The sequence below is a fragment of the [Clostridium] cellulosi genome (assembly GCF_036762875.1).
GTDB classification, from domain to species: Bacteria; Bacillota; Clostridia; order Oscillospirales; family Ethanoligenentaceae; genus Ruminiclostridium_D; species Ruminiclostridium_D cellulosi.
Genome location: NZ_JBAIZF010000016.1, coordinates 75,752 through 87,576, shown reverse-complemented (window position 1 = coordinate 87,576; position 11,825 = coordinate 75,752). Strand labels below are relative to the sequence as shown.

General features: G+C 35.6%; 14 protein-coding genes. 13 read left to right on the top strand and 1 reads right to left on the bottom strand.

Annotated elements, in window-relative coordinates:
- Nucleotides 1–323: 323 nt before the first annotated feature.
- On the bottom strand, nucleotides 324–527 hold the full coding sequence (locus V6C21_RS04475) for a DUF2871 family protein (RefSeq protein WP_479268454.1): 204 nt from the start codon (nucleotides 525–527) through the stop codon (nucleotides 324–326).
- Nucleotides 528–554: 27 nt separating this feature from the next.
- On the opposite strand from V6C21_RS04475, the gene V6C21_RS04470 reads away from it, so the two are divergent.
- The 13 genes from V6C21_RS04470 (at nucleotide 555) to V6C21_RS04410 (ending at nucleotide 11,769) form a co-directional block, all read left to right on the top strand.
- Entirely contained in the window at nucleotides 555–1,424 is an 870-nt protein-coding gene (locus V6C21_RS04470; protein WP_479268441.1) for a helix-turn-helix domain-containing protein, read from the top strand.
- A 337-nt stretch (nucleotides 1,425–1,761) separates the two neighbouring features.
- On the top strand, nucleotides 1,762–2,385 hold the full coding sequence (locus tag V6C21_RS04465; RefSeq protein ID WP_479268453.1) for a CPBP family intramembrane glutamic endopeptidase: 624 nt from the start codon (nucleotides 1,762–1,764) through the stop codon (nucleotides 2,383–2,385).
- Nucleotides 2,386–2,481: 96 nt separating this feature from the next.
- Nucleotides 2,482–3,057, top strand: coding sequence for a GNAT family N-acetyltransferase (locus V6C21_RS04460; RefSeq protein WP_045085542.1), 576 nt, complete (start codon nucleotides 2,482–2,484; stop codon nucleotides 3,055–3,057).
- A gap of 125 nt (nucleotides 3,058–3,182) precedes the next feature.
- Nucleotides 3,183–3,386, top strand: a complete 204-nt coding sequence (locus tag V6C21_RS04455; protein ID WP_034837338.1) for a hypothetical protein — start codon at nucleotides 3,183–3,185, stop codon at nucleotides 3,384–3,386.
- A 629-nt stretch (nucleotides 3,387–4,015) separates the two neighbouring features.
- Entirely contained in the window at nucleotides 4,016–4,375 is a 360-nt protein-coding gene (locus tag V6C21_RS04450; RefSeq protein ID WP_479268440.1) for a hypothetical protein, read from the top strand.
- 95 nt (nucleotides 4,376–4,470) lie between these two features.
- The gene (sfsA, locus tag V6C21_RS04445) at nucleotides 4,471–5,154 is read left to right on the top strand and encodes a DNA/RNA nuclease SfsA (RefSeq protein ID WP_479268439.1); all 684 of its coding nucleotides are present in this window, start codon (nucleotides 4,471–4,473) and stop codon (nucleotides 5,152–5,154) included.
- Nucleotides 5,155–5,220: 66 nt separating this feature from the next.
- Nucleotides 5,221–5,604: a VOC family protein gene (locus V6C21_RS04440; protein WP_479268438.1), complete on the top strand. Its 384-nt coding sequence runs from the start codon at nucleotides 5,221–5,223 to the stop codon at nucleotides 5,602–5,604.
- 272 nt (nucleotides 5,605–5,876) lie between these two features.
- Nucleotides 5,877–6,641 carry a methyltransferase family protein gene (locus V6C21_RS04435; RefSeq protein ID WP_479268437.1) on the top strand — a complete coding sequence of 255 codons (765 nt, stop codon included), beginning with the start codon at nucleotides 5,877–5,879 and terminating at the stop codon, nucleotides 6,639–6,641.
- A 251-nt stretch (nucleotides 6,642–6,892) separates the two neighbouring features.
- Entirely contained in the window at nucleotides 6,893–7,489 is a 597-nt protein-coding gene (locus tag V6C21_RS04430; RefSeq protein WP_479268436.1) for an acyltransferase family protein, read from the top strand.
- A gap of 1 nt (nucleotide 7,490) precedes the next feature.
- Entirely contained in the window at nucleotides 7,491–8,006 is a 516-nt protein-coding gene (locus V6C21_RS04425) for a hypothetical protein (RefSeq protein WP_479268435.1), read from the top strand.
- Between the two features lie 973 nt (nucleotides 8,007–8,979).
- Nucleotides 8,980–9,666, top strand: coding sequence for a lysostaphin resistance A-like protein (locus tag V6C21_RS04420; RefSeq protein WP_479268434.1), 687 nt, complete (start codon nucleotides 8,980–8,982; stop codon nucleotides 9,664–9,666).
- 441 nt (nucleotides 9,667–10,107) lie between these two features.
- A complete protein-coding gene (locus V6C21_RS04415; RefSeq protein WP_034837316.1) occupies nucleotides 10,108–10,500 on the top strand; it encodes a pyridoxamine 5'-phosphate oxidase family protein in 393 nt (130 codons plus the stop codon).
- Between the two features lie 618 nt (nucleotides 10,501–11,118).
- Nucleotides 11,119–11,769: a class I SAM-dependent methyltransferase gene (locus V6C21_RS04410; RefSeq protein WP_479268433.1), complete on the top strand. Its 651-nt coding sequence runs from the start codon at nucleotides 11,119–11,121 to the stop codon at nucleotides 11,767–11,769.
- The last annotated feature ends 56 nt before the right edge of the window (nucleotides 11,770–11,825 follow it).

The following is an 11,825-nucleotide window of genomic DNA, read 5'->3' as shown; positions in this document are numbered from 1 at the left end:
TATCCTTAAAACCTGCTCGACATATTTCCTCGAACGGACGAATTTAAAGTTATATGCCAGACATTAATCTGATGCTCTCAAGCCATGTCGAAACAGTATGTTTGATGCGAAATAAGAGAATGTTAGAACGGTTAAAAATGCTTGGTTTGAGGTACGATGTTATATAAAAGTTATTCCCTTTTGATATGTGTAACTTTAAAAATAAAGATGCCCCCTTCACTGGATAACCAATAAAGGGGGTATCATTCATTTTTACTGTATGCTTTTTTTACTATCGACATCATTGATTCTATTAAGCAATATCAGGAAGAATAAGATATAAGCTATTGCCATAATAGACCTAAGCCTGCTATACCTGAAATTGAAGAATTGATTGCAGATGATATTTCAAGTTTTAATACCTCAACACATCCACGTATAGCCATCATTATAACTGTTAATAAAAGTCCGGTATTGTAAGTTATAAATAATATATTAAATTTCTTATTCTTAGTTAATGCAAAGGATTTTTCTAGTAATAATAAAATTAATAAGAAATGACATTTGCAGAGAAGTTGAAAAATGCAAGAAAAAATGCAGGAATGTCACAAGAGGCTCTCGCAGAAAAGCTCGGAGTATCCAGACAGGCAGTGACCAAGTGGGAAACAGAACGTGGAATTCCGGACATTGATAATCTTATTACAATCTCGAATCTATTTGGCATCAGTGTGGATGAATTTCTTTCACAGGAAAAAGAGGCAGCTGTTCGCAAAGGATATCTTTATGAAAGCAAAACAGAATATGATATTGACGGCAGAAAACGTTTTGATATGAAGCTGGGAGGCGCTTCTTCCCTCTTTGTTACAAGTACTGATAGTGAAAAGGTTCTGGTAAGGCTTGCGTCTAACGAGATCGCGACTTTAGAGACAGACTTCAAGGTCAGGATTGATGATATCAAAGGCCGGATTGATGTAGACGTAAACAGATATAACAAGATGACAGAAGCCAAGGCAAAAGAGGGACTTTTTATAGAAGTGCTTCTTCCAAACAAGTATCTTTCTCATGTTGAGCTGGAATCAAACTGTGATGAGTTGCATATAAACAATCTGGCCTGTGAACAAGTAGAATTTCGCGGTAAAGCGAATAAGGTATTTCTGGAGTCCGTGGAAGCCGCGTTAGAATTGGATTGCAATATCGATATGGATATTAAGATTGTAGATTTCACAGGCTCACTTGAAATCAATCAAATCACATCAACATCAAGACTTACGGTGCCGGAAAATTTCCCGTTCCGAGCTCTCGTGAAAGGGTTCTCCAATTCGGTTATCTATGAGTCAAACGGTGAAGTTGTCGAAGATTTCTCTGATGCTAATGCGGAAAACATCGTTGAGCTTAACGGCATCAAGAGCGAACTTTTGATCTGCCGCGGGAAAGCGGTGAACTGATAGTTATTGTCGTCCTTCCTAATAAAGATTTGTTTTTGAAAAAAGGCATCTCGGAAACTTGCTGGAAGAATCATAGCTTCCGGCTCTATGATAATGGAAATGAAATTTTTCTATTTTCATTGCGCGCAAGAATTTATTACTGGGTAAAGGGATACTCTTTGATAAATAAAGGGGTTTTAGACATTGTTCGATTTTTCTTCCGGCCGCTCTGTGCCGGAGAAGACAATGTCTGGAGCCCCTTTAAAATATCCATCAGAATGAAAATTAAAGTTACGTTATTTATTCATAATATATTTTATAGTATAATCTAGCTATACAATTTTATATTTTGGCAGGTATGAAAAATTCAAATTGCAAAAATCAATTAATGGCCGTTGCAGAAGCATTTATCCTTATGCTCATACTTCAGGGAATTTTATGGCTTATTTCACCCTATTTCCCGGCTACACTATTTAACAAAAAAATGATTACTATGCCGATAATGATTGTCTTGACAATCATTATAATTTGTTACGCAAAAATAAGAAAGCAAACATTGTCCGTTTTTCCTAAAAAGTTTTCTAAAGGGTATATAATTGCAACTTGCGTTGTAATCGGCCTTTATATTGCAACTCCGTCCAACTATACAGAAGGATTCACTTCGGTCATGACAATCATTTATGGAAGTATTGTAACACCAGTATTCGAGGAATTACTTATTAGAGGTTATATATGGAACAGTTTTAGCAAGGTAATGACGAATGAATTACATATCTATATTTGGAACGTTGCTCTGTTTACAATATGGCATCTTCTGTATATTATACCGAATTTCATATCTGGAAATTGGGATGTGGCAATATTTTTGAAACTTGTCGCAGGGTTAGGCTACGGAATAGTACTTGGGTTTATCAGATTGAAAACTAAGAACTGTTGGTCAACTATTTTAGCGCACGGAACCTTGAACCTTTTTATGATTTAATATTACAATCACAAAAAGCTCAATATCCAAAGTTTTACTGCATTTTTGTTCCATACTAAATATTTTTAAAAGCTTATTTCAAAGCGGAGGCTACCTATGAGTGAGATTAAAATAAGGAATGCCCATATTAATGATGCGGAAAGGCTTTTAGAAATCTATTCTTATTATGTAATAAATACTGCTATCACATTTGAATATGACGTTCCAACGCTTAGCGAATTTCAAAATCGAATGCGGCGCATAATGGAGAAATATCCTTATATAGTTGTCGAAAAAGATGGAATCATACAAGGCTATTCATATGCAGGTGCATTTGTAGGCAGGGCCGCTTATGACTGGTCATGCGAAACAACAATCTATCTCGACCGCAATGCACGAAAATTAGGTCTTGGAAGAAAGCTATATGAAGCTCTTGAAACAGAATTAAAAAAGATGGGCATTCTTAATCTTTATGCTTGTATTGCATATCCGGAAACTGAGGACAAATACCTTAATAGAAACAGTGCGCAATTTCATGAACACCTTGGCTTTGTAAAAGTTGGCGAGTTCCACAAATGCGGATATAAATTTGGACGCTGGTACGATATGATCTGGATGGAGAAAATTATTGGTGAACATAAAGCCCACCAGCCTAAAATCAGATATTATCCTGAATTACGCAATCAGTTATGAACTAAATACTTCGCTGATTTTATAGCTGCCGGGTGATAGTTTCAATCTCGCATATAACCTTTGTTGGACTAAAAAAAGCTATCGTAGATTATACATAACGATAGTTTCAGAAAGGAATGTAAACCATGAGTAAATATGACCCGTTATGGAATTGGATTAAAGAAAACGGAACAGACAACTTCAAGCTGACTTTTGCCGAAATAGAACAAATCGCAGGTATCCCGATAGACCATTCTTTCCTGAATTACAAGAAGGAACTGCTTAAGTATGGCTATAAGGTCGGGAAAATTTCTTTGAAAGAACAGACAGTTGCTTTTGAAAAATTATAAAATTAGTGCAGAAAGCCCCATGTAGTGCGAATGGTACCAAGGTAAGATTTAAGAATTATTTTAGATAATAAGTTAAAGAATGATAAAAATTTAGGGAGACTAATAGAATGACCAAGAAAAACGACTATATAGCTATCGTAACAATAATATTACTGATGGTTACTTCAATTGCTGGAATACTTTCATAGAATTTTAACTCAGGTTATGATTTTATTAATCAATAGGACAAACAGTGAAAATATATGGTTATGGGATATATGCTCATGACACTTATTTTCAAGCGCCAATATCAATTGGAACAGATATATTATTTTCCTTTTCGTAATTCCTCTGTTTATAGCAACATACGTCAAATACATTAATAAAAGGGATACAATATCAGAATTAAAGTTGATATCTGTTTATGCAGTTGCATTTTATTATGCAGCTAGTATCGCATTTGGATTAACATATAATAAACTATTTCTCATCTATGTGGCTTTATTTTCTTGTTCATTATTTGGAATGTTTACTCATATAAAAAACTTATCTTTACAACAATCCATACATGGCTCAAAAGGTATGTATATTTTTTAGGCCTATCTGGAGTTGCATTAATTGTAGCGTGGTTACCTGGCGTGATATCTTCATTGGTAAATGGAACTACCCTATCTCTTATTGGCGTATATACAACAAATATTACATATGTTTTGGACATGGGAATTGTTAGTGTACTATGTTTTGTTACAATGTATATGCTAAGAAAAGGAGAACCACTTGGAACACTAATACTCGCATGTATTTTAAAACTATGTATATGCGTAGGAGTTATGATTTTCCCACAATCCATCTGTCAAATAGCCTCAGGTGCAGAGATACCACTACCGGCACTTATTACAAAAGGCCTTTCTTTTGTAGTAGTAGGTGGTTTTGCATTTTATTTTAACCATAAAATGTATAAAGAACTAGAATCGAAAAGTGTCGTTACTGAAAATATTATCAAAGATTAATTTTGCGGTAATTATAACCTTCTATCCTTTTTCCTAATAAGTATGCTTACTATTTTGAAAGGAACGGAATATGATAAGTATTTCCGCGAGAAAACATGAAGTATAAAAATATTACATATGCCAAATTTTTAGAACGAAAGAATCGCTTTGTTGCGCATGTAGGCCTTGGCGGCAAGGTCGAAACAGTGCATGTAAAGAATACTGGGCGCTGCAAAGAACTGCTTTTGCCCGGCAGCGAAGTTGTAATTGTGAAAACAGACAACCCAGCAAGAAAAACGCAGTATGATCTTATAGCCATATATAAGGATGGGCTCGGCTGGGTTAATATTGATAGCCAGGCGCCGAATCAGGTAGTAAAGGAATGGCTGAATAAGTCACCGGCACTTTTTAAAAATATCACATTGCTCAAACAAGAATATACTTATGGGAAATCGCGCATAGATTTCTATTTGGAATGTGGCTCACGAAAGATTTTAATTGAGGTCAAAGGCTGCACACTGGAGATTGACGGCGTTGGATATTTCCCGGACGCGCCAACCGAGCGAGGGGTAAAGCATCTATACGAGCTTGCTGACGCGGTCAGTAAAGGATATGAATGCTATATCGCATTCGTCATCACTATGCCACGTGTTAGGAAAGTGCTGCCTAATGTAAAAACGCACCCGGAGTTTGGCGAAGCTTTAGAAGCAGCAATGAAAGCAGGCGTGCAGGTGCTTTATCTTCCCTGCAATGTTTCGCCAGATGAGCTGAGTATTGCGAAAATGGTGATAAGCAGTTAATATGTTTTACACAAGTCGGCTGTGAGACAGATGTTGTGGTGAGACCGTGGATTTCAGGGGGGCAAAATGAGGATAGAACATATCGCAATGTATGTAAATGATCTGGAGAGAGCGAAGGATTTCTTTGTAAGGTATCTTGGCGGTTCTGAAAATAACGGTTACCACAACAAGGCCACGGATTTCCGCTCGTACTTCATCAGCTTTGATGATGGAGCAAGATTGGAGATTATGAAAAAGCCGGGGATGGCAGACGATCCAAAGCATTTGAATCGCACAGGCTATGCTCATATTGCTTTTTCGGTAGGAAGCAAGGAAGCAGTTGATGAATTAACCGAAAGGCTCAGAAAAGCTGGATTCGAGGTCATAAGTGGCCCGCGCACAACGGGCGACGGGTACTATGAAAGCTGTTTCGTCGCAATAGAGGGAAATCAGATAGAGATTACCATATAAACTAACTCAGATGAGTAAAAGCACGATTATCTATTTCAGCAGGACTTATGAAAACTACGCTGTTGGCCATATCGATACTGAGTTTCTCGGAAATGCTGATAAGCCGTTAATATGTTTCCCAACAAGTGATATTGATTTGGACCTTTTGAAAGTATAGAATAACGGCATTTCGGGTTGGAGTTAGAAATTTATCAGACTTAAGCCATCTACGTCGGCCAAATGTATACAATATTGATTTTGTTCCGCAGCGTACTATCATGGAGGTAGAAGTATTGAACAGATATCAGATAATAGCATTAATTATAATGGCGATTTTTTACAGCATATATCTGACTAAAATGCTGTTTCAAAAGAAAAAAGGAATCGAGACCGACCAGATGGCAAAAGGAAAATCTGACCGGAAACGATTCATAATTGAACTTATAATGAAAATTGCAACAATTTGTGTTGTAATTGCCGAGTTGCTTAGTATTTTATATGGCCATTCTATGCTTAAGTACAACGGGAAAGTCATTGGTATCGTTTTGGGGATAATCGGTGTTATTATTTTCTTCTTAGCGGTCATAACCATGGGTGACTCATGGCGTGCAGGAATCGCTGAAAACGAGCAAACTTCATTCGTTCAGAACGGAATCTACAAAATAAGCCGCAATCCTGCTTTTCTCGGATTTGATCTTGTTTATATCGGAATCCTTTTGATGTTCTTCAATTGGTTTCTTTTACTTTTTACATTATGGGCAATTATAATGCTCCACCTTCAAATCCTGGAGGAAGAAAAATATCTGCCGACAGTATTCGGCGATGAATATCGCGCCTACAAACAGAAAGTGTGCAGGTACTTTGGAAGAAAGACATGGAAGTTCTTTGTCCCATGTGGAATATTGATAATCGGTGCCTGCGCATGGTATTTGTTTCTTCCAAACCTGAGTTTTGAAGAAATGCTGCAAAACATCTTACAAAGTAAACTTTTAAAATATACCTTTGTTTCTTCCATTTGTTCCATCACTCCTTTCACAAATATTATAAATATACCGTAAACTTTAAACTTGATATTTTGCTGTTTTTATCTTCTTTATTTTATTAACATCGGAGCTATTATCTATATTTTACAGTAAAAACATATAATAAAAGTATGTCAGCGGCAAGGACGTGTTCCCTGTCGCTTTTTATGTGTAAATAATTATCTACTCTACCATTGAAATACATCATTTTTAATGGTACAATTTGTATTGTATGCAATGTAATTTGCATATCCCACTAACCTTTTTATAAAGAAGGTCTACCAACCATGGAAAGCATAATATCCTCTAAACAGACAGGTAGAAAATCTGGAATTGAACTATTGAGAATATTCTCAATGTTAATGATTGTAGGACACCACTATTCTGTTCATGGAGGTTTTTCCTTTTCAACAAACAATATAACCATTCAAAAGCTATGGGTTCAATGGCTCTCGCTTGGCGGGAAGATTGGCGTCAATTTATTCATGCTAATTTCAGGATACTTCCTAATAAATTCATCAAACATTAAATTAGAAAAGATACTAAAGTTTTGGGGACAGGTATTCTTTTATTCGGTTGCCATTACACTCTTTTTCTATTTGACTAAGATTGATGGCGTCAACAGTATGAAAACTGTTATTAAAAGTTTGTTTCCTTTGTCATCATCAGCATGGTGGTATGCTACTTGCTATTTTGTAATCTATTTATTTTCTCCTTATATAAATCAACTATTAAAAGGTCTTGGAAAACGCAAACATTTGTGTTTAATCCTATTAATGACTATTCTATTCTGCGTCTCCAATGAATTGATTTTTGTCGGTGGATCGTTCGCTATGAACAATACATCCTGGGCTATATCTTTATATTCTTGCTGGATATATTAGATTGTATAAAGACGAAATTAAAACAAAGCACTGTATTCTTTGGGGAACATTAAGCTATATTCTGACATTCCTTACTGCAGTTAGTCTTGATTTATTAGGTATTAGAGTGACACGGTTAGGAAAAGTAGCAACATTTTATTTTGGTATGAATACTCTGCCTGTTCTTATTACTTCAGTTTTGTTATTTATTGGTTTCAAGAATCTTGATATTAAGAGCAGTAAAATTATAAATACAATAGCAGCGTCTACTTTTGGAATATATTTACTTCACGATAGTGTACTTTTTAGGCATTACCTTTGGATTACATTATTTAAGAATAAATCTTATATTAATTCGGTAAATTTATTCGGACACTCTGTAATCTGCATTCTCCTTGTATTCTTTGGCTGTTCAGTTGTAGAACTATTCAGAATACATACGATCGAAAAACTGTGGATGCGATATGTAAACAGGATATGTCCTAAAATCAGTCAAACTATTTCAAAAGGTATTTCTGCTGTTGAAGCACATTTTTAACTTTGTTGTAAATGCAGGTTTACTTCCATACATAGGAAAACCGATTTATCGAGGTAAATAATTATGTTATGGCAGTAATGGCCGTGTTTTCTGCCCTTTTTGCAGGTTTGACATCCTTTATTGCCAAGTACAGTATTCGATAAACCGACTCGGATGTAGCTACGGCACTGCGAACGAAAATTTTTCTAATATTTTCGTGGATTATGGTGTTTGTAGTCGGCTCTGCCGGTTCCATCGCTCATATCGTAAATCCGTCATATTTTGACCCTATCTGGTCTGGCACCAGGCGGATCCTCGATTTGTTATCTCTAAACACTTCTATGGTTGACGTCAACAAGGCCCGATCGACAAATCTAATACAGTGTTAACAGTGCTTCTTGCAATTCTTATTTTTAACTAAACCAATCATCTAACCGTCAAACTAGAATATCATGCGTATGCAGCACCTGTTGCAGAAAGGAAAATAAATGAAACTGCCTTGCCTTTTTGTTTATATTCTGTACCCTTTTAGCAACGGTTTACTTTTAATCCTTAAAACCTATGGCTTCTATAATAACACTCAAATTTATCATTTTTTGTGGGAAATCTGAGATTTTGTCAATTCAGTATTTCTGGTGTCAATAAGTTGAATTAATTGTAGGCAGATGTTATAATTTTAACTATACAATCCATCAAAAATTTTATTTTTGCAGGTTCATTCAAGCAAGTATCCAAAAAGAGAAAAACGAAATCTTGTTTAAAAGACAGTTAATCAAGAAAATGGGCAAAAGCGCTGTGAAGAGAGATAGTTAATAACTATATGGGACTAACTTGGTACTTTTAAAAATGCTAAAAGATATCCGATATTTCGTAGTTTACCCTTATCCTCGAAGAGCAATTGTCACTCCCCCCCGCTCCCCTTCCCTATGTGTGAAAAACAGTTTAAAATACCCATAGTGTTTGGATATCTTAAATTTATAATAGGAGCTTATAAATGGACATTAATTCATTTATATTTAAAACAAAAACTAAAACATCATTGATTCAGCTATTAATATCTGTTTTAGGTACATTCTTGATTGATTTTGGAATAGCGTTATTCAACCAATATATCCTCAAGTCAATTTCTATCCCATTGCGCATAGTAGCTATGTTTGTCAACCAATGGCTGCTTATTGTCCCGTCAGCAATTTTAATGATTGTAAATAAGGAAAAACTAAGTGATCTTGGCTTCACAAAAGAAAAGATCCCGAGGCAAATAGGAATCGGTATATTACTTGCTATTGCCATGTCATTAGTTTTTACCGTTCTCCCCATTCTTCTGGGTTTTAAAAATTATATTAGTAACGTAAGATATACGGAAGTTTGGAAATTTATCTTTGAGTTTTTCAACACGATATTTGCTGTTGCTCTCGCAGAAGAACTGATATTTCGCGGCTACATATTTAATAAACTACTCGAAATCAAGAACAATAAATGGTTTGCTATCATCATCTCCTCTTTACTGTTCGGGCTGTTCCATATGTTCCAAGGAAATTTACTTCAGATTTTATTGACAGCATTGCTTGGAATAATCTTCTGTATATTCAGAGAGAAAATCAAAGGCTGTACCATACTCTCGCTAATTTTCACTCATGGTATATATGATTTCTTAATTGCACTATGGGTTTCGATACTATGAGGCGGATAACACCGATTTCATATCGAGAAAAAAAAGTATAGAGTAGAAATTTATATGAGTACAGTGAAAAGAATTAAGTGCGGTAATGTAAATTGTTATATAGTCTCAGTTCATAAATAAAGGTTCCCTGACTTGTGTTCTTCCGGTCAGGAAACCTTGTTTTTGCTCATTTAATTGCGTTATTCGTAAAGCGAGAATTGGAAAATATATTGTATTTCACTTCAAGGCAGAGTAAAATAATATCGAAGTTCCTGTTTAAAACAGGATCTGCCGTGTGTGAAGGAAAGGTCGTCATACATTATCAATAATACAAAAAAGAAGATTGAGCCTTTTGGCAGTGGTTATTGTGAAATAGAACTTGCTTTTACTATCGAATACTACTTTTAGACACTTCCCTACTTGTGTTCAATACATTTTGTTGATAAACTGGAGGGACATAACATGCAGGAAGTCTATGAATTCTTGAAGAAATGCGGAACATATTATTTAGCTACAGTAGAGGGAGACCAGCCACGAGTCCGGCCATTCGGTACAGTGGATATTTTCGAAGGTAAACTTTATATCCAGACAGGCAAGGTTAAAAATGTGTCTAAACAGCTACAGGCAAACCCCAAAGCAGAGATCTGTGCTTATGCAGATGGGAAATGGCTTAGAGTAACTGGGAAGCTTATCAGGGATGACAGAGTAGAAGCAAAAAAACATATGCTTGATAATTATCCAGAACTTCAATCTATGTATTCACCGGAGGATGACAATACAGAGGTCCTTTACTTTAAGGATGCAACCGCTGTATTCTATTCATTTACCGAGGAGCCAAAAGTAATTAAATTCTAATAAAACAATATCCCGTACTGAAAGGTGGAACATTTTTATACAAATTTCAGTAATTGACTAGTACCATACAAAAGCGACTCACTTAACCCTATTTATCCGTTGAGTGAGTCGTTTTGTTTAAGGGCGCTTATATTACTTTTCTTGACTTTGAAATTAGGTGAAATATGTCTTTTAATATAAATCGGCAAATGCTTAAAATTAAGACTCATAGAAAAAACAATATCTCTTAGCTTATAATTTTGTAGCACTTAGCGCATATTCAAGCGGCTATGATGTTGTATATAAGTTTGATCTTATAAAGTCATAAATAAGTGGTTCCTGATATTGAACTACCACAGGTTACTTTGTCTGAGGTGCCAATGTCAGGAATCTTATTTTGTTGTAACATGCTTTATTCGCAAATTGAGGATTGGAAAATATATTGTATTTCACTCCGAGGCAGAGTAAAATAATATGAAAGTTCCTGTTGAAAAAAGGGGCTTGTCATAAAAGAATTAGGACAATCTGGGATATAACAAAATTAAAAGAAATATATACAAGCTATTATGCTATGCAGACTGGATAAAACATACAGAAGAACCGATACAACAGATATATATAATTTGAGGAGACTCGTCTATGCTTGAGAAAATGGTGGATTTTTTCGATAACCGCTTAGATGAATACGATAAACACCAATTAACCTGTATTGAGTCAGCGCAGGAATTTTATCCGTTTACAGCTGAATGTCTCCCTAAGGAACCACGAACCCATATTCTTGATTTGGGCTGTGGTACTGGATTGGAACTAGAAGAATATTTTAAGATCAACCCTACCGCCAAAGTAACGGGCATTGACCTTGCACCCGGAATGTTAAGCGTATTAAAAGCAAAGTTTCCCGAAAAGGATATTAAATTGGTTTTGGGCTCATACTTTGACATTCCATTCGGATGCGAAGTATTTGACGCCGCTGTATCTGTGGAGTCACTTCACCATTTTTCTAAAGAGGAAAAAATACCGCTTTATGCAAAATTACATAAATCACTAAAGAAAACGGGCTATTTTATTTTGACGGATTATTTTTCATTATCTGATGAAGAGGAAGAGTTGCACAGGAATGAACTGCTTCACCTAAAACAGCTGCAGGGAATTAATGATAATGAGTTTTATCACTATGATACCCCATTAACTGTAGAGCATGAGATGGAAGCACTACAGGCTGCGGGTTTTTCTTCAATAAAAATACTGAAAAACTGGGGTCAAACCTTTATTCTTAAGGCATACAAATAACACCGATTTCTAATTTAAGGCGTTTCGCCATTTGTGGGGAGGAATTCTCCGATTGC

Coding starts and splice junctions, on each gene's coding strand:
- V6C21_RS04430 (WP_479268436.1), top strand. CDS start 6,893: ATGGAAAGCATAATATCCTCTAAACAGACAGGTAGAAAATCTGGAATT.
- V6C21_RS04440 (WP_479268438.1), top strand. CDS start 5,221: ATGAGGATAGAACATATCGCAATGTATGTAAATGATCTGGAGAGAGCG.
- V6C21_RS04460 (WP_045085542.1), top strand. CDS start 2,482: ATGAGTGAGATTAAAATAAGGAATGCCCATATTAATGATGCGGAAAGG.
- V6C21_RS04415 (WP_034837316.1), top strand. CDS start 10,108: ATGCAGGAAGTCTATGAATTCTTGAAGAAATGCGGAACATATTATTTA.
- V6C21_RS04420 (WP_479268434.1), top strand. CDS start 8,980: ATGGACATTAATTCATTTATATTTAAAACAAAAACTAAAACATCATTG.
- sfsA (WP_479268439.1), top strand. CDS start 4,471: ATGAAGTATAAAAATATTACATATGCCAAATTTTTAGAACGAAAGAAT.
- V6C21_RS04465 (WP_479268453.1), top strand. CDS start 1,762: ATGAAAAATTCAAATTGCAAAAATCAATTAATGGCCGTTGCAGAAGCA.
- V6C21_RS04410 (WP_479268433.1), top strand. CDS start 11,119: ATGCTTGAGAAAATGGTGGATTTTTTCGATAACCGCTTAGATGAATAC.
- V6C21_RS04455 (WP_034837338.1), top strand. CDS start 3,183: ATGAGTAAATATGACCCGTTATGGAATTGGATTAAAGAAAACGGAACA.